The following is a 19,109-nucleotide window of genomic DNA, read 5'->3' on the forward strand; positions in this document are numbered from 1 at the left end:
GGGCAAATATAAGGTTAAAAGAAACGTTTTTAAACTGATCCAATGACATGTTTTAAATCAGATATTTGATTTTCCCAAAGTAATTTGGCTTCTTCAATTTCATCATGTTGTGCAAAATCAATAATCATGAGCGATACATCTTTAGTGATTTCATCTTCGAGAATTCTGAGTTCAAAAAAATAATCGGTGTCTTTTTTATTTTCGTCAATCCATCTAAATTTAATCTTTTCACCTGTTTTTTTTGATGATACTCTGGCATATTCTTCTGTGTCATCCCATATAAAGGTAAAATATTCTCCGCGTGAATTTACATTATCAGCAAACCACTCTGATAAACCAGAAGGTGTTGATATATACTGATATAACAATTGTGGTGATGAATTGATTGGGAATTCTAATTCGTATTTCGTCTTTACTTCCATGGTTTTGAACCCTATTTATCGGTGAAATATATAGAATAATAGTACAATAAAAAAGCAATTTTATAAATAATTTTTTTTCGAAAGATTAATTTGCAACCTATAATTTAAGTTATATATTTGCAGCCGCATTCAGGGATGCACCGAATCATGGCGAGGTAGCTCAGTTGGTTAGAGCGCAGGATTCATAACCCTGAGGTCACGGGTTCAACTCCCGTCCTCGCTACTACACAGTATCAATAGCCTTAAACAATTATGTTTGAGGCTTTTTTTATTTATTTTCTTCCGGGTTATTTCAAAAAAATCAGAAAAAACCCATATAATAATTAATCTGTTTCAATCAAGTACATAATACAACCTGTTTCCCATCGATGAAAAACAATTATTTTTAATAGTTTTTGTAATCTTTTACTTTAAAAATACATCAAAAAGTGCATTTCATCGATTTTTTATGCTTTTTATCGACAAAAAATTTTGTCAGTTAAAATACACCTTCTACTTTTGACTCGTTAAAAAGTTACTAACCAAATAATCACTTTTCGGGGGAAAAAGAATTATGGAAACAACTACTTTACAAGGAAAGAAATTTTTATGGCTATGCATAATCTTGCTTATAGCAGCCATATCAAATGCGCAAAGCACACAAACCTACTCAACCTCAGGAAGCTTCAACCCTCCTGCAGGTGTTTCATCAGTTACTGTTGAATTATGGGGCGCTGGTGGTGGTGGCGCATCAGGAACCACAGCCTCTGGCGGTGGCGGTGGTGGCGCTTACACACGAGCTACACTCGGAGTCTCACACGGAACAGCCGTGCCCTTTACTGTAGGAGCCGGCGGAGCTGTAGGAGCTTCAGGAACATCAACAACAATGAGTGGAGTTACGGCCAACGGTGGAGCACCTGGAAGCGGACGCACAGGTGGTGCCGGTGGTGCCGCTTCAGCCATAGTAGCACCAGTTACACTCTCACGCTCCGGAGGAAATGGTGGAGCAGCACGCGCATCATCCGGTGGCGCCAACAACGAAGCCGGTGGTGGTGGTGGTGGCTCAGCTACATCAGCAGCAGCGGGAGGTAATGGCTCAAACGGAGGCACAAGCACTACTGTAGCTACTGCCGGGGGTTCTGGTCAAGCAATAGGTGGTCTAGGTGCAGCAGCAGACGGAAATCCGGTTGCAACTATCGGCAATGCCCCGGGTAGCGGCGGCGGTGGTCGTGGTGAAGGTGCTTCAAGCAGTATGGCTGGCGCGAATGGTCAAGTAATTATTTCATGGGTTTGCCCATCATATAGTCTAACCTCAGCTACAACTGCTACAGGCCCTCTTTGCGGAAGTGGTTCAACTTCAACCGTAACCATACGCTCAAATTCAATGCCCAGCGGCACTTATACCATTACATACAACCTAACCGGAGCAACAACAGCTACTGGTTCAACAGCATTAGTAACATTTGCCTCTGGAACTCCTGGAACAGGAACTTTTACTACATCAGCTTTGAATGTTGGTACAACCAATATTACCATAACCAATATCAGTTCGAACGGTTTTTGCTCGGCAGCAATAGGAACGAACAATACTGCCTCAGTGAATGTTGTCAGTGCTCCAACAGCAGTGGCCGGAACAGCGGTTAGTACTTGTTCTAATAGTGGCGCAGTAAATATTTGTGCTGGTGCGAATGCTACTTTTTATACAGCCTTTTCATGGTCAAGTAGTGGCACAGGAACTCTAACTAGCGCTAATTCATTATCGAATTGTACTTATACTCCATCAGCTGCTGATATAGCCGCCGGAAGCGTAACCTTAACTTTGAGCGTGACAGGATCATCTCCATGTGGTGTTGTTACATCTAATAAAACTTTGACTATAACAGCTGCTCCAACGGCTAACGCTGGAACAGCCATCAATACCTGTTACAACTCAGGTGCAGTAAATATTACCGCAGGCAGAAGTGCTGCAAATTACAGTTCAATTCAATGGACCTCAAGCGGAACGGGTACTTTTGCCAACGCAAACAACCTAACTACTTGTACTTATACTCCTTCAGCTGCTGATATAGCTGCTGGTAGTGTAACTATAACACTTACAGCAAACGGAACTGCTCCGTGCTCAAATGCAACTTCAAACAAAACTTTAACTATTCAGCCTGGACCAACTTCAAATGCAGGAACCGATGTTTATACTTGCAATACGGGCGCAGCGGTGAATATTACTGCAGGTGCTACGGCTACCAACTACAGTTCTGTACAGTGGACTACCAGTGGTATTTTAGGAACATTAAGCAATGCCACATCACTTACAAACTGTACATATGCACCCTCAGCAGTTGATTTACTAGCGGGTAGCGTAACCCTAACCTTAACTGTAACCGGAAACGCACCTTGTGGTGGTACAGCGGTATCAAATAAAACATTATATTTCAATAGCCCGTCAACAGTTGATGCCGGAACAGCCGTTTCAACCTGTTCAGCTTCAGGAGCTGTAAACATAACTGCGGGTTCAAGTGCCACAAACCAAGCTTCGGTTTTATGGACATCTAGTGGTACAGGAGTGTTTAGTAATGCAACTTCATTAACTACCTGTACGTACACTCCTAGTGCGGCTGATGTTTCGGCTGGCAGTGTAATTTTAACACTAACTGCTGTAAACCCAGGATGTGGAAATGTTACGGACACTAAGACCTTATCAATTACTCCTTCTGTAGTTGCAAGTGTCAGTATTAGTGCTAGCGCAACAACTATTTGCGGCGGAACCAGTGTAACTTTTACTGCTACTCCAACCAATGGCGGAGCAACACCAACTTATCAGTGGAGGGTTAATGGTTCAAGCGTTGGTACAAACAGTACAACATATACTTCAACAACTTTAGCCAATGGTGATGTTGTTACTTGTGTGATGACAGCAACTCCGGTTACTTGTTTGGCTGGTTCGCCTGCTACTTCAAATGCAATTACAATGTCGGTAACCACACCACTTGCTGCTAGCGTTGTCATCTCAACAGCTTCTACATCAGTTTGTGCCGGAAATACAATAACTTTTACAGCCACGCCAACCAATGGCGGTGCAACACCAACATATCAATGGAAAGTAAATGGTTCAAATGTCGGAACCAATAGCGCCACATACAGCACCGGTTCGTTAGCCAACGGAAACATCGTTACTTGTGTGATGACTTCAAGTTTAACATGTGTTACCGGTTCGCCAGCAACATCAAATGCACTTACCATGACGGTAAATCCGTATGCTACGGCAAGTGTAAGCATAACTGCAACCGCTACTACAATTTGTTCGGGAACCAGTGTAACCTTTACAGCAACTCCAACCAATGGTGGTTCAACTCCATCTTATCAATGGACTTTGAACGGAACCAACGTTGGCACAAATTCAACCACTTATACTTCATCAACTTTAACGCATGGCGATCAAGTAATTTGTATCATGACTTCAAGCATTAGCTCTTGTTTATTGGGCTCTCCTGCTTCGTCAAATACAGTCACTATGACCGTTAATAATACACCTAGTATTACAGGAACCACACCGGGAGCTAGAACTGGTACAGGAACCGTAGTTTTAGGAGCCACTTCATCGGGTGGCGGAACTGTTTTCTGGTATTCTACATCTTCAGGTGGTGGCGCCATCGGTAGCGGCAACAGCTTTACTACACCATCAATTTCAACAACCACAACTTATTATGCAGTTGCAGTGAGTGGCGCTGGATGTGCTTCTTCGCCAAGAACCGCTGTAGTAGCTACTGTGTATGCTCCTGAAATGGATGTACAAGGTAACTTAGTTTCTATTGCAGATGGTGATACCACACCAGCAGTTGCTGATTGGACCAACTTTAACGGAGCTAGTACAAGAACTTTTACCATATTTAATACCGGAACCGGAATCTTAAATATTGGCACCATCAGCTTTTCGGGCATCAATGCTTCAGAATACAGCATATCTGTTCCACCAAACACAAGTGTAGCTGCTGGTGATAATACTTCATTTACTGTACAGTTTACACCAACAGCCGCCGGAGCAAGAACTGCAACTATATCAATTGCAAACGATGATGCTAATGAAAACCCATATGATTTTGCCTTAACCGGAACCGGAACAGCTCAAGAAATCAATATACAAGGGAACACCAATGATATTGTAGACGGTGATACGACGCCAACAACTACAGATTGGACTGATTTTTCAACTGTAAGTACCACCAGAACTTTCACAATTCAAAATACAGGTAGTATTACGCTAAATATTACAGGAATTACTTTTGGAGGAACCAACCCCGGTGATTTTTCAATCATCAGTTCGCCAAGTGCAACTGTAGCTGGTAGAACTTCAACAACATTTACTGTTAAATTCACGGCAGGTGGTGTAGGTGTTCGATCTGCAATAATCAATATTGCCAATAATGACGCTTCTGAAAACCCATACAATTTTACTATTCAAGGAACAGGAAGCACCATCAACATGAATGTTAAAGCAGTAGCCTTACTCATTGCTGACAATGATACGACTCCTTCTGCGGCCGACTGGACTGATTTTGGAACTACCAACGTAAGCTCGCCAATTTCTAGAACCTATACCGTTGAAAACACAGGTACTTCAGCCTTGAGCCTTACTGGCACTCCACGTGTAGCTTTGTCAGGAAGTACAGACTTTTCGGTTACTGTTCAACCGGCTGCTTCAGTAGCTGCTTCAAGCACAACAACCTTTACAGTTACTTTTAATCCTACTTCAACAGGAATTAAAAATGCAACGGTTTCAATTGCCAACAATGACCCTGGGGCTTCAAAAAACCCATACACATTTGCCATTACAGGTACAGGATTACAAGCCTTTAGTGATACCGATGGCGATGGAGCATACAACCATCTTGATTCAGACGATGACAACGATGGTATTCCTGATAATGTTGAGCAAAGTTATGCTTCAGGTTCAGTTTTGGGAACACAAGTTCAAATGACTCTTTTGAATGAAACCTTCGGTTCCGGTACAACACGAGCTGATATCAATGACTTCGTATCATCGGCAACAACCACTTATTGTTATGAAGACGGAACAAGTGCTATTACAACTTGTGATACGGCAGCTAATGTTAACTGTGACGATGGTCAATATACTGTATACTATGAATCAGGTTCGACAGCTGTAGCATCATGGGCACCAACTTATTGGTACCAAGGCGTTGACCACACACCTAGTGATACCAACGGAAGAATGGCTATTTTTAATGCTACCAATAAAGTAACCGAAGAGTTCTACAGAACAGTAATGCACGGTGTCATTACCAATGCTCCGTTAACCTATGGCTTTTGGGTAATCAACCTTGACCGTTCAGATGCGCCAAGTATTGATTCTCGTAACCGTCCGAACATTACTGTAGAAATCAGAGATTTAAGCAATACCATTGTAAGTTCACTTAACACAGGTGATATTGCCCCAACTACAGCCGGTAATTTAGCGGGTAACTGGTTCTATTTTTCAAATACATTTACCCCTACACAAACGGGTTATTCAATTGTATTTAGAAATAACCAATTGGGTGGTAGTGGTAACGACTTAGCTCTGGATGATATTAGAATTGTACAATTGTTAACCGATACAGATCAAGACGGAACAGCCGATGCTTATGATCTGGATTCAGATAACGACGGTATTGGCGATATCAACGAAGATTTGTGGACTGCATATTCAAACGGAAAAGACCGCATGGATTTATCGGGCGGAACCTGGGTAGATGCCAATACTAATGGATTCCATGATACTGCTGAAGCTTATTATAACAGCGGCGGTACTCCTAAAAATACAGATGGTGATGCAGTGCCAAACTACATTGATCTTGATTCAGACAATGATTCAATCTTTGATGTTGACGAATGTGGTTTGACCAATGGAGATGGTGATGTTAACGGTGATGGCGCCGGTGACGGAGCTGATGCCGATGCTGATGGTATTCTTACAGTTTTTGATTCGTTATCAGGATTCGGAAATACCGGAAAATCATTACCAACCAACACTTTAGGCACCGGAAATGCCGATTATTTAAAAGTAATTGCAAGAACGGCTGGCGTTTATGACATCAGCTCTACTCTATACGCTAGCTTAGATGCCAATAACGATGGTAAAATTGACGGAACAGCCGATATTGACAAAGACGGAATCTTGGATGCCTTTGATACCAATACCAATTTCTATGGTTCACCAAGAGATTTAGACCGCAAACTATTACTTGATTTTGATGGTCGCAATGATTATGGCCAAGGAACCGGGGTATTGAGCGGTTTAGCCAATGCGTCTTTGATGGCCTGGATTGATTTGGGCAGCGGATACTCATCAGACGGTGTAATTGTCGGGCAAAATAATTTCCACATTCGTGTAAACAATAGCCGCAGACTTGAAGTAGTTGCCAATGGCACAACGTTAACTTACAGCACAGCCTTGAGTACCAATCAATGGTATCATGTTGGTGCTACTTATGGTGGTGGTACTTTAAAATTATACCTCAACGGGGCCGAAGTAAATTCAGCAGCTGTTGCCGGAAGTTTAGCAGCCGATGCTACATCACTTACTTTAGGTAAAGATCCAAGTACCTCAACCAAATACTTCAAAGGAAAAATAGATGAAGTAAGAGTATTCAATGTAGCACTTACAGCATCACAATTCCAAAGAATGGTTTATCAGGAAATTCAAAACTCAAGTTCACAAGTTAGAGGTTTGATCGTACCGGTAGATGTTGGATCGCTTCCGTTCACTAATGTATTGAGATATTACAGAATGGATGCATACAAAAACGATATTATTGATGATTTAACTACTGCTTCTATTGACACTGGAACTGGTATGAAAATCTACAACCATAAAAATATATACACACAACAAGCGCCAATGCCTTTTGTAACCGAAAGAGACGGAAGTTTTGCTACAGCAGTAAACAGCCCAACCAATGAAGTTCGAGGTCAAGACGCTATGGATCAAGATTGGTCAATTATTCAGGTGCAACACAATATTACTGAAACAGCTAATTCAGTTGACTTAGGTTTGATTGTTGACTCTGGAAAAACGGTAACCATGAACAACGACACTAAATTGCAAAATGATTGGTATTTGTTGCTCAACGGAAAAATTGACTTACAAGGTAAATCACAACTATTGCAAACAACCAATAGTGTTTTAGATGCTACTGGTACGGGTTCAATTGAAAGAGACCAACAAGGTCAATCCAACAAATTTAATTACAACTATTGGTGTTCACCGGTTGGAACCATAAATTCTGTATCAAACAATAACTCATACACCGTTAGTGGTGTGATGCGTGACGGTACAGATCCGAACAACCTAAAAACCATCAACTGGACAACAGGTTACAACGGTTCTGCAGCTACTTCACCAATTACGTTGAGCAGCTACTGGATTTATAAATTCCAAAACTTGACCCCTCAGTATGCCAACTGGTCAGCTGTTGGTCAAAACGGAACACTATTGGCTGCTCAAGGATACACCCTTAAAGGTAGCGATGCGGGAACTGCTTCACAGAACTACACTTTTGTGGGCAAGCCAAACAGCGGAACCATTACAACAGTAATTGCTCCTGGCAACTTAAATTTGGCGGGTAATCCATACCCATCAGCACTTGATGCCAATGCATTTATCACGGCTAATAGTTCATCAATAACAGGTTCATTGTATTTCTGGGAGCACTACAGCACCAACTCATCACATAACTTGTTAGATTATCAAGGCGGATACTCAGCAAGAAATTTAGTTGGCGGTACACCTCCGGTAGCTCCTTCAGGTATTAGCGGAGAAGGCTCTAGTTCAAGAACTCCGGGAAGATTCATTCCGGTGGGGCAAGGTTTCTTAGTCTACGGAAGCAGCACAGGCGGAACCATTACTTTTAACAACAGCCAAAGAGCTTTTGTGAAAGAAGATGACGCAACCTCAAACTATATGTATCGCCAAGCAAATCAATTCACACAAGCTGATCCTGCTTTTGACAATAGAGAAGACTCATTTGTGGGCGGAGACACTTTTGCCAGAATTCGCTTAGGTTTTGATTCGGCCAATAATTATCACCGTCAAATTTTGCTCGGATTCATGGATAATTTAGCCACCGAAGGTTTTGATTTCGGATACGATGCTGTTCAAATTGACACCCAACCTAATGATTTATATTTCAAATCAGGTTCAAACAATTTGGTTATACAAGGTGTAGGAGCTTTCAATGCCAATAGAGTTTATCCATTGTCATTAAAAAACACTACTGCTGGCGATGTCAAGTTTAAATTAGATGATGTTGAAAATCTAGATGCCAACCAAAACATCTACATAAAAGACAACGTAACGGGATTGTACCACAACATCCGCAATCAAGATTTCCAAATTAACTTGGCAACGGGTATATATGCAGACCGATTCTCACTATGTTTTTCAACAAGTCCAAACCTTGGTGTAGATGACTTTAATGAAAACGAAGAAGTGATTGTGTCATACACCAACAATGACAGTATGATTAACATTACGAAAGGCTTGTCGAATGCAATTATCAAAGATATTGAGCTCATCAATATGCTCGGACAAAATGTAAAAACTTGGAATGTAGAAAACAACAACGGAAACAAAATCCAAATTCCGGTAACCAACATCAGCACCGGAGCCTACATTGTTAAAGTAACGACCTCAAAAGGTGATCTAACCAAAAAGATCATCATCAAATAATCCCCCTTTTTTCCCCAAACCTACTTAAAATAAGCTTCCTCCCCCAAAGGAAGCTTATTTTTTTTATTATTTAAGCTGAGATAGTAAATCGTCAAAAGAGAGCGTTTGTTGTTCGCCAGTAGTAAGATTTTTCAGGGCAAAAGTTTGGTTTTCGATTTCTTGTGTACCCACCACAACGGCAAATGGAATCCCGCGTTTATCGGCATAAGCAAACTGCTTCCCTACTTTGATGACTTCAGGATAAAGCTCAACACAAACTCCGGCTTTGCGCAATTGAGTAATCGCTTTCATAGCATATTGAGCTTCGATTTGTCCGTAATTAACAAATAAAGCTTTAGTGCCAACGCTCACCGTTTCAGGAAACAAATTGAGTTCTTCCAAAACCAAATAAATGCGGTCAAGCCCAAATGAAATCCCTACTCCACTCATGTTTTTGAGGCCAAAAATTCCGGTCAAATCATCATAACGACCGCCACCGCCAATAGAGCCCATTGCTACACCTTCAGGAGCTGAAACTTCAAAAATAGCGCCGGTGTAATAATTCAGTCCGCGTGCCAAGGTTACATCTAAATCAAATTTAGAAAGCCCCAAACCTAAAGTTTCAATTTGAGTACAAATAAAACGGAGCTCTTCAATGCCTTTTTGACCTTCTTCAGATGATGAAAGCAACACCGACAATTGATTGAGTTTTTCAATAATGGTTCCGTTTAACGAAAACAACGGTGACATTTGATCGATGGCCGATTCGGAAATGCCTTTTTGGAGCATTTCCTGACGAACACCCTCGGCTCCTATTTTGTCGAGTTTGTCTAAAGCTACGGTAAAATCAATGAGTTGATCTTGCGCACCAATCACTTCAGCAATCCCAGAAAGTATTTTTCTATTGTTGATTTTAATCGTCACACCTTTCAATCCAAGCGCTGAAAAAACCGAATCATACAACTGAACGAGCTCCACTTCTTGCCAAAGCGAGGTTGAACCCACCACATCGGCATCACACTGATAAAACTCTCTGAAGCGCCCTTTTTGCGGACGATCAGCACGCCAAACCGGTTGAATTTGGTAGCGTTTAAACGGAAACTCAATCTCGTTTTGGTGTTGCACCACATAACGCGCAAACGGAACGGTCAAATCATAGCGCAAGGCTTTTTCTGAAATACGCGCAGTAAATTTATTGAGTTCTACAAGTTGCTCTTTGCTGATGGTTTCGGCTGAATTTTCAAGCAAAGCGTCTAAAGATTGCGGCAACTGAATTTTATTTTTATCAAAGAAAAAATTTCCTGAATTCAAAATTTTAAAAATCAACCGGTCGCCTTCTTCTCCGTATTTGCCCATGAGCGTTTCAGCGTTTTCAAACGACGGAGTTTCAATAGGCTGATAGCCGAACTTTTCAAAATGCGTTTTAATTACCGAAAAAATATAATTGCGTTTGTATACCTCAACGGGTGAAAAATCTCGGGTTCCTTTGGGAATAGATGGTTTTGCCATGGTTTTAATGCAAAGAATAGAAAGTGAATTGGCTGCAAATATCTTACTTTTTGACAGAATAATCCCTTCGCGATTCGGCAAACTTGTAACAAATCCATTAACTTCGTGACAAAATCGCATCATGCTAAAACTTTTCAAAGAAAACATTCGAATTGCGCTGGGCTCCATCAGAACTCAATTGTTGCGAACCATTTTAACGGTATTGATTATTGCTATTGGCATCACGGCATTGGTCTGCATTCTGACGGTTGTGGCTGCGCTTGAAAATACCATTTCAACTGATTTTGCTTCAATGGGAGCCAATACATTCAACATCAACCAATATGCATTTGAGGCTCGCCGACAGGGCGGTGGTGAACGCGAAGTTGTCAATCCGATTATATCATATCCTGAAGCTGTAGCTTTTAAAAACCAATATCGTTTTCCGCTCACACAAACTTCGCTTTCGTTTACTGCAACCAGCACCGCTGAAGCAAAATTTGAAAGCAAAAAAACCGACCCAAAAATTACCGTCAAAGGCGTTGATGAATATTTTGCCACCAACTCTGGATTAGAAATCGCCAGAGGTCGAAACTTTTCCGGGTTTGACATTGCTAACAATACCTATTGTTGTGTAGTCGGATCTGATTTTGAAAAAGATTTACTCAAAGATGTCAACCCGATTGACAAAGTGATTTCTATACGCGGAGCCAAATTCAAAGTAATCGGCGTGCTCAAAGAAAAAGGGTCAACTTTTGGCAACAACGAAGATTTGCGCGTGTTGATTCCGATTCAGATTGCGCGTTCAATATTCACACAACCCAACATCAACTATACGCTCAGTACTATGGTTGAAAAAAAAGAAATGCTCGATCAAGCGGTAGACCATGCCAATGCTGTAATGCGAAACGTAAGAAAACTAAGTCCGGTTGAAGAAAACAATTTTGGTATTTCGCGCAGTGATGACCTAATTAACCGCATTTTGAGCATCACTGATTATTTAGGTGTATCGGCTTGGGTAATTGGCATCATCACTATTTTCGGATCTTCAATTGCACTCATGAACATTATGCTGGTATCGGTTACCGAACGCACACGCGAAATTGGTGTTCGCAAAGCACTCGGAGCTAAACGCAGCACCATTGCCACTCAGTTTTTTATTGAAACTTTGGTGATTGGTCAAATGGGCGGAATCTTCGGAATTATTCTCGGAATCTCAGCCGGTGCCGGAATCGCCTCTTTGCTCAGTTTTGATTTTGTAACGCCTTGGGCCGCTATTTTGGCCGCTTTCATCACTACTTTTGTTGTGGCCATTGTTTCAGGTTCTTATCCGGCGCTTAAAGCTTCACGACTTGACCCCATTGAGGCTCTACGCTATGAATGATTAAGGTTTTACCGAGCGAATCATTCGATCATTTCCGTATAAATCTTTTCGGAGTTCAATAGACTCGAAACCTATTTCGAGCAACAATTGTATGGTTTGCATGCCTAAATATTGATTGATTTCAAAAAAGAGCAGGCCTTTTGGTTGCAAATGAACCAAAGCTAATTCAGCTATTTTTCGGTAGAACTTGAGCGGGTCATCATCAGGCACAAACAAAGCCAAATGCGGTTCGTGTTCTAAAACATTCGGCCGAATCTCAGCTTTTTCAAGTTCGCGCACATACGGCGGATTCGACACTATTATATTATAGGTATTGTTTAATTTTTCAGTTTGCAAAATATCTTGTTGGATAAATGCCACCGAAACTTGATTGATCCGAGCATTTTTTCGGGCCATTTGCAGGGCATCTTCTGAAATATCAATAGCAGAAACTTGAGCCTTTGGCAAATTTTTGGCTAAGGTAATCGGAATACATCCGCTACCAGTGCCAATGTCAAGGATTGTTGGATTTTCAAGATGTTCGGCTTCAGATAAAATCCACTGAACCAATTCTTCGGTTTCAGGCCGCGGAATAAGCACCGAAGATGAAACTTCAAAAGTCAATCCGAAGAACTCAGTTTTTCCTAATAAATATTGTATCGGAACCTGAGCAGACAATGATTGCAACAAAAAATTCCATCGCGTAAGTTGCGCTTCATCCAATGCAAAATCAGTCATTAATGCCCAATCAATTCTGCGCATTTGATAATCGTTTTCAAGAATTAAAAAAAAGAATTGCTCCGCTTCGACCCGGTCATATATAGGAGTCAAAACAGCAACAAAATGCTTTTGATATACTTTTGCGAACATAAATTTAGCAGATAACACGCCCGAGCAATTCGAGCTAAAACCTTATTTTTGCGCTGTGAAGATACACGAAAAATACATGCAACGCTGTCTGCAATTGGCCAAAAACGGTCGAGTGCACGCCATGCCGAATCCGTCGGTGGGCGCCGTGATTGTGTACAACGGGAATATCATCGGTGAAGGCTATACTTCAAGTTATGGCAGAGCGCATGCCGAGGTCAATGCTATAGCATCAGTCAAAAATCCTGAATTGTTGGCTCATGCAACCATATATGTGAGTTTGGAACCGTGTAGCCATTTTGGCAAAACACCGCCTTGTGCCGATTTGATTCTCAAGCACAAAATTCCGATGGTGGTGGTGGGCGCTAGTGACCCAAACCCTTTGGTAGCAGGTAATGGTCTGAGAAAAATTGCAGATTCTGGCGCACAAGTCATCAGTGGAATTCTCGAAAAAGAATGTATTGAATCAAATATTCGGTTTTTTACTTTTCACCAAAAAAAACGACCGTATATCATCTTGAAATGGGCGCAAAGCAAAGATGGATTTATAGCGCCAACGTCTGAAAAAAGAAATCAAAACCCTGAACCATTTTGGATTACCAATACTTACTCTCGACAATTGGTGCACAAATGGCGCAGTGAAGAAGCTGCGATTCTCATCGGAACACAAACCGCTATTGATGATAATCCTAAACTAGATGTACGGGATTGGATTGGAGCAAATCCGGTGAAAATAGTTTTAGACCAAAAAAATCGAATTCCAAAAGAAAATTATATATTTGAAGATAAGTCAAAGGTCAAAGTGCTCACGTCCACCGAGATTGACTTTGGTAAAAACCCTGCACAACAAATAGCGCAATACCTATATAATGTAGGTTTACAATCGGTGATTATTGAAGGCGGACGTCAAACTTTACAGACTTTTATTGACGCTGGAATTTGGGATGAAGCTCGCGTTTTTACAGGCGAGGTTTTATTCGGCGAAGGCATGAAGGCTCCTGAATTTTCAGGTTCTCAACCCATAAAACAATCGGTGCTTCAGGACGAACTTTTAATATTTAAGAACCATGATCAACACAATTATTTTTGATTTCGGTGATATTTTCATCAATCTTGAAAAAGAAAAAGCAGTCGAAGAATTTAAAAAACTAGGGCTCGAAGGCCCAAACGATGAGCTGCTGTTGATGAACGATCAGTTTGAAAAAGGAAAAATAACTGAAGTTGATTTTATTCAGGGTTTTCAAAAGTATATTCCCGAGGCTGATTTACTTGAAATCAGAAAAGCTTGGAATGCGGTCATTGGCGATTTTCCGTTGTACAGACTTGAGTTTTTGCAAATGCTCTCAAGAAAATACCGTTTGTTTTTACTAACCAATACTGATTCTATTCATATCAACCGTTTTGAGCACATGGTAGGCATGTCTTTTTTTAGTGACTTTTATCAATGTTTTGAAAAAGTCTACTATTCCTATGAAATGGGCATGCGTAAACCTGATCCTGCCATTTTTAGCTATATATTAAACAAACATGATCTTTCGCCCAAACGCACTTTGTTTGTTGATGATAAAAAAGAAAACACAGATGCCGCAGCTTCGTTAGGCATTCAGGTTTGGAATCTGCAAGTAGGAGAAGAAGACGTTGTTGATTTGTTCGAGAAAAAAATTCTGGACTAGCATTTGGAAACTCGCGACACCTACAAAACCATAGCCGCGCCTTCAGATGAAATTCTCTACAAGGAAAAAAACAGTAAATTTTTTGGCTATGCTTTTCCGATTGAGGCTGAATCTGAAGTCAAGCAATTTATTGATCCGCTCAGAAAAAAACACTTCAACGCAGTTCATTTTTGTTATGCATTTCAGATAGGCACTGAAAAAACGAGCTTCAGAGCTAATGACGACGGTGAGCCTGCCAACTCTGCCGGGGCACCGATTTACGGGCAAATCCAGTCACACGGATTGACCAATACTCTGATTGTAATTGTTCGCTTTTTTGGCGGAACCAAACTGGGCGTTGGCGGATTGATTTCGGCCTACCGAACCGCAGCACAAATGGCTTTGGAAGCAGCAGAAATTGTTGAAAGAACCATTGATATTCATTACCAAATTGGCTTTGAATACAAAGACATGAACAAAGTGATGCGCATTATAAAAGAGAAAAACTTCAACATTGTATCACAACAAATGGATGAAAAATGTTTGATTGAAATTTCAGTGCGCAAGAAAAATGCGGCGATAGCTTTAGAAGTTTTTGAACAAACTTTTGGAATAACTATCAAAAAGTTAGATTAAAATCACATTCCCATTACTTTTTTGATGTAATCAGGCGGCACTATTGGACGTCCGGTTTGGGTATCAACAAATACTAAAATAAATTGAGCAGTTGTTAATAACTCATTTTGCTCACTATGAATCTCACAATCAAATTCAATCTTAACAGAACTGTAGCTTTTAAAGCGAGTTGTCACCGTGAGCAAATCATCATAACGCGCAGGTTTTTTGTAGTTTAACGTCATAGAAACTATTGGCAACGCGATGCCACTTTCTTCGAGACTTTTATACGAAACCCCTTTATTTCTAAGCCATTCCACACGACCAATTTCAAAATAAGGAATATAACTACCGTGATAAACCACACCCATTTGATCAGTTTCAGAATAACGGACGCGCACTTGAATTTGATGTTCCATGAAGCTTTAAAAGAGATTAAAGAAAGAGATTTAAAAATTAATCATCGAGTCTTTACAACAATATTTTTAATAAATCAACCTCGATTTTATTTTTTTTTAACGATTTTTGTTCACATATTTGTTACCCCAAAATCTGAGTAAGAATCGACCGATTCACCTTATTAGAATAACCTTTAAATAAAAACACAAATCTAACAAATAATATGAGCAAAACTGCGCAATCAGTATGGGAAAATTGCCTTGCTTTTATCAAGGATAATATCCAGGAACAGGCTTACAAAACTTGGTTCGAACCAATCAAGTCTGTTGAACTTACTGACAATGCGTTGTACATTCAAGTTCCGAGCAAATTCTTTTATGAATGGCTTGAAGAACACTATGTAAAATTGCTCAAGGTTGCTCTTACCAAAGAACTCGGAAAAAATGCCAAGTTACTCTACAAAATTAAAATGGAGAATACTTATGGCAACAAACAACCTTTTACAGAACAAATTCCAAGTGCCCACAGAACAGCAATGAAACCGCAAGAAGTGGACGCTCCGTATAAAAACTTAAGCCCTGAGCTCAAAAATCCTTTTGTAATTCCGGGCATCAGAAATCTAAAAATTGAATCGCAGCTCAATGCGAGTTACAACTTTGACAATTTCTTAGAAGGTGATTCTAACCGTTTAGCTCGCTCTGCCGGTATGGCTGTAGCGAACAAACCGGGTGGAACTTCGTTTAACCCACTGTTGATTTTTGGTGGTGTCGGACTCGGAAAAACCCACTTGGCACACGCTATTGGTGTTGAAATCAAAGATAAATATCCAGAAAAAACGGTTTTGTATATCTCAGCCGAGGTATTTACACAACAGTATATTGATTCGGTTAAGAAAAACAACCGCAACGACTTCATCCATTTTTATCAACTTATTGATGTGTTGATTATTGATGATGTTCAATTTTTATCTGGAAAATCAGGAACGCAAGATGTATTTTTCCACATTTTCAACTATTTGCACCAAAACGGCAAGCAAGTTATTTTAACTTCTGACAAAGCGCCGGTGGATATGCAAGACATTGAGCAACGTTTGCTCTCCCGTTTTAAATGGGGCTTGTCAGCTGAATTACACCAACCTGATTACGAAACTAGAATTTCGATTCTCAAAAACATTCTTTACCGCGATGGTGTTGACATGCCTGATGAAATCATCGAGTATGTGGCGCGCAACATCAAAAGCAATGTGCGCGAACTTGAAGGCGCTATTATATCATTGATTGCGCAATCGTCATTCAACAAAAAAGAAGTGACTTTAGAGTTGGCCAAACAAGTGGTTGAGAAATTCGTTAAAAATGTCAAACGCGAAATTTCTATTGAATACATTCAGAAAATTGTTTCAGATTATTTCCAATTAGACATCGAAGTTTTGCAATCAAAAACCAGAAAACGTCACGTGGTTCAAGCCCGTCAGCTGGCGATGTTCTTTGCAAAGAAATTTACCAAAGCATCGTTGGCCAATATTGGTTCGCAAATTGGTGACCGCGACCACGCTACGGTATTACACGCTTGTAAAACCGTTGACAACTTGGTAGCTACTGATAAGCAATTCAAAAAATTCGTCGAAGACATCCACAAAAAATTATCGCTCTAACATGTCGGTAAAAATACTGATGGTTTGCCTGGGAAATATCTGCCGTTCTCCTCTGGCAGAAGGCATCTTGGCATCAAAACTACCCAAAGACAAATTCAAAATTGATTCGGCCGGAACCGGAAGTTGGCATGTGGGCAAACAGCCCGACCAACGTTCGATAGCAACAGCTCAAAAAAACGGACTCGATATTTCAGACCAACGTGCTCGACAATTTAGACCGGCAGATTTTGACAAATTTGATCACATTTTTGTGATGGACAACAACAATTACAAAGATGTAATTGCCCTGGCGCGAACCGAAGAACAAAAAGCCAAAGTTGATTTGATCTTGAATGCGCTTTTTCCGGGTGAAAATGTTGATGTTCCAGATCCGTATTATGGCTCACAATTTGGCTTTGACAGTGTTTATCAGATGCTCGATGAAGCTTGCGACAACTTAGCCCAAAAACTCATCGCCCAACATTCATAAATATATGGAGCCGAAAAAAATTGGAAAACTGTATTTAATTCCGGTACCGCTCGGCGAAAATGACCCGGCAGAAGTTCTGGCTCCAACCATCAAAACAACCATTGCGCGGATAGATGATTTTATTGTTGAGAACGAAAAGACAGCGCGCAAGTTTATCAAACGCATTCATCCTGAAAAAATTCAGTCAAGCCTTAGATTGAGTAGTCTGAACAAACACACCCAACCCAACGAACTTTTATCAATGCTGGAACCTTGTCTGAACGGGCATGATTTGGGCATTATGAGTGAATCTGGTTGCCCGGGCGTGGCTGACCCAGGCGCAGTAATTGTAAAATTGGCGCACCAAAAAGGTATACAAGTAATACCGCTGGTTGGGCCATCCTCTATTTTATTGGCATTGATGGCCTCGGGCATGAACGGGCAAAGTTTTGCTTTTAACGGCTATTTGCCGATTGATAAATCTGAAAAAAAATCGGCGTTGAAGTTTTACGAAAAATTATCTGCCGAGAAAAACCAATCACAGATTTTTATTGAAACGCCTTATCGCAACCACAAATTAATAGACGATTTAACACAGACTTTACAGCCCAACACGCTGTTGTGCATTGCCGCCGATATTACCCTTGAAACAGAGTTGATTAAAACCCAGCGCGTGCTGGATTGGAAGAAATCAAAAATAGATATTGATAAACGACCGGCCATTTTTATCATTCATAAAGACTAAACATTCGGCCGCGCGCGAAGGATGGCAGCAGAAATCATTTTGCAAAAATTGAGGCTACGAGATTTTTGTAAAATATTGACGCGAACAGCCTGACCCGTAGGGACGCGCACAAAAAAACCTGCTGGTTAGCAGGCTTTGTTTTTTATATTTTGGCATTGCTGTTGGCAACGATTCCGGCAGTTTCGTATCCGGCAAAGTCTCGCATATAACTTTTGACCGACGAGCCATACTGATCGTGGCACTTCTTTTTACCTTGACTATTCAAGAATCGCTTGACGGAACGCGTTCCGCCCAAATGAGCCGCCGCTAGAATTCCGGATTCAGTGATTTTGACTCCGGCGATGGTTTGCCCTTCAAACTCATTGATTTCATCTTGCAAATCGGCTTTGTTTTTAGACAATAAAGTAATAAAGGCTTTTTCTTGAAGCTTTGGATTTCTGAGAAAAGCCGCGCTGTCATGAATACCAATGGATGCTAAGGCATCGCGTCCGAATTGGTATTTGCCCATATAGCCGAGTGAATTGATTTTGTGGTATTTGCCTTGAGATTCTTTAAAGGCGAGTGCTTCTTTGAAACCGATGAAAAATTTACCGGTAAAAGGAACTTTTAAATGGTTGTAATCCTGCGGATTTAACGAAGGAAAAACATAAGACATTTCATGGGATACGTCAGCGCTGTTGGCATAAAGATATACTGAATCTGAAGGCTTAAAGCTCGAGCTTAAAACAGTAATAGTCAAAGCTACACTGCCGCAAAAAATCCATTTTTTAATCATA

General features: G+C 40.7%; 13 protein-coding genes and 1 tRNA gene. 9 read left to right on the top strand and 5 right to left on the bottom strand.

What is annotated here, in order from left to right; genetic code table 11:
• Positions 1 to 29: 29 nt before the first annotated feature.
• Positions 30 to 422, bottom strand: a complete 393-nt coding sequence (locus KIH23_RS09265; RefSeq protein WP_213213200.1) for an START-like domain-containing protein — start codon at positions 420 to 422, stop codon at positions 30 to 32.
• A gap of 149 nt (positions 423 to 571) precedes the next feature.
• On the opposite strand from KIH23_RS09265, the gene KIH23_RS09270 reads away from it, so the two are divergent.
• Together KIH23_RS09270 and KIH23_RS13815 are read left to right on the top strand one after the other, a co-directional pair.
• Positions 572 to 645 (top strand) — tRNA-Met (locus KIH23_RS09270).
• Between the two features lie 330 nt (positions 646 to 975).
• Positions 976 to 9,126, top strand: a complete 8,151-nt coding sequence (locus KIH23_RS13815) for a choice-of-anchor D domain-containing protein (protein ID WP_213213201.1) — start codon at positions 976 to 978, stop codon at positions 9,124 to 9,126.
• 66 nt (positions 9,127 to 9,192) lie between these two features.
• Here KIH23_RS13815 and hisS read toward each other — a convergent pair whose 3' ends face one another.
• Positions 9,193 to 10,614: a histidine--tRNA ligase gene (hisS, locus tag KIH23_RS09280; protein ID WP_213213234.1), complete on the bottom strand. Its 1,422-nt coding sequence runs from the start codon at positions 10,612 to 10,614 to the stop codon at positions 9,193 to 9,195.
• Between the two features lie 121 nt (positions 10,615 to 10,735).
• Here hisS and KIH23_RS09285 point away from each other — a divergent pair, with 121 nt between their 5' ends.
• A complete protein-coding gene (locus KIH23_RS09285) occupies positions 10,736 to 11,977 on the top strand; it encodes an ABC transporter permease (RefSeq protein WP_213213202.1) in 1,242 nt (413 codons plus the stop codon).
• On the opposite strand, the gene prmC is transcribed toward KIH23_RS09285, so the two are convergent.
• Entirely contained in the window at positions 11,978 to 12,826 is an 849-nt protein-coding gene (gene prmC, locus KIH23_RS09290) for a peptide chain release factor N(5)-glutamine methyltransferase (RefSeq protein WP_213213203.1), read from the bottom strand.
• A gap of 55 nt (positions 12,827 to 12,881) precedes the next feature.
• Here prmC and ribD point away from each other — a divergent pair, with 55 nt between their 5' ends.
• From ribD to KIH23_RS09305, 3 genes are read left to right on the top strand one after another with little or no spacing between them, the layout of a single operon-like run.
• Complete coding sequence (ribD, locus tag KIH23_RS09295; RefSeq protein ID WP_213213204.1) at positions 12,882 to 13,913, top strand: bifunctional diaminohydroxyphosphoribosylaminopyrimidine deaminase/5-amino-6-(5-phosphoribosylamino)uracil reductase RibD; 1,032 nt, start codon at positions 12,882 to 12,884, stop codon at positions 13,911 to 13,913.
• On the top strand, positions 13,891 to 14,496 hold the full coding sequence (locus KIH23_RS09300) for an HAD family hydrolase (RefSeq protein ID WP_213213205.1): 606 nt from the start codon (positions 13,891 to 13,893) through the stop codon (positions 14,494 to 14,496). Before ribD ends, KIH23_RS09300 begins: the two co-directional genes overlap by 23 nt.
• A gap of 3 nt (positions 14,497 to 14,499) precedes the next feature.
• The gene (locus tag KIH23_RS09305) at positions 14,500 to 15,111 is read left to right on the top strand and encodes an IMPACT family protein (RefSeq protein WP_213213206.1); all 612 of its coding nucleotides are present in this window, start codon (positions 14,500 to 14,502) and stop codon (positions 15,109 to 15,111) included.
• Positions 15,112 to 15,113: 2 nt separating this feature from the next.
• Here KIH23_RS09305 and KIH23_RS09310 read toward each other — a convergent pair whose 3' ends face one another.
• Complete coding sequence (locus KIH23_RS09310; protein WP_213213207.1) at positions 15,114 to 15,509, bottom strand: acyl-CoA thioesterase; 396 nt, start codon at positions 15,507 to 15,509, stop codon at positions 15,114 to 15,116.
• Positions 15,510 to 15,712: 203 nt separating this feature from the next.
• On the opposite strand from KIH23_RS09310, the gene dnaA reads away from it, so the two are divergent.
• From dnaA to KIH23_RS09325, 3 genes are read left to right on the top strand one after another with little or no spacing between them, the layout of a single operon-like run.
• Positions 15,713 to 17,140: a chromosomal replication initiator protein DnaA gene (gene dnaA / locus KIH23_RS09315; protein WP_213213208.1), complete on the top strand. Its 1,428-nt coding sequence runs from the start codon at positions 15,713 to 15,715 to the stop codon at positions 17,138 to 17,140.
• Position 17,141: 1 nt separating this feature from the next.
• The gene (locus KIH23_RS09320; RefSeq protein WP_213213209.1) at positions 17,142 to 17,609 is read left to right on the top strand and encodes a low molecular weight protein-tyrosine-phosphatase; all 468 of its coding nucleotides are present in this window, start codon (positions 17,142 to 17,144) and stop codon (positions 17,607 to 17,609) included.
• A 4-nt stretch (positions 17,610 to 17,613) separates the two neighbouring features.
• Complete coding sequence (locus tag KIH23_RS09325; protein ID WP_213213210.1) at positions 17,614 to 18,333, top strand: SAM-dependent methyltransferase; 720 nt, start codon at positions 17,614 to 17,616, stop codon at positions 18,331 to 18,333.
• 142 nt (positions 18,334 to 18,475) lie between these two features.
• On the opposite strand, the gene KIH23_RS09330 is transcribed toward KIH23_RS09325, so the two are convergent.
• The gene (locus KIH23_RS09330) at positions 18,476 to 19,108 is read right to left on the bottom strand and encodes a peptidoglycan-binding protein LysM (RefSeq protein ID WP_213213211.1); all 633 of its coding nucleotides are present in this window, start codon (positions 19,106 to 19,108) and stop codon (positions 18,476 to 18,478) included.
• Position 19,109 lies beyond the last annotated feature (1 nt).

The organism is Flavobacterium sp. CYK-55, assembly GCF_018413465.1.
In the GTDB taxonomy this organism is placed as follows: domain Bacteria; phylum Bacteroidota; class Bacteroidia; order Flavobacteriales; family Flavobacteriaceae; genus Flavobacterium.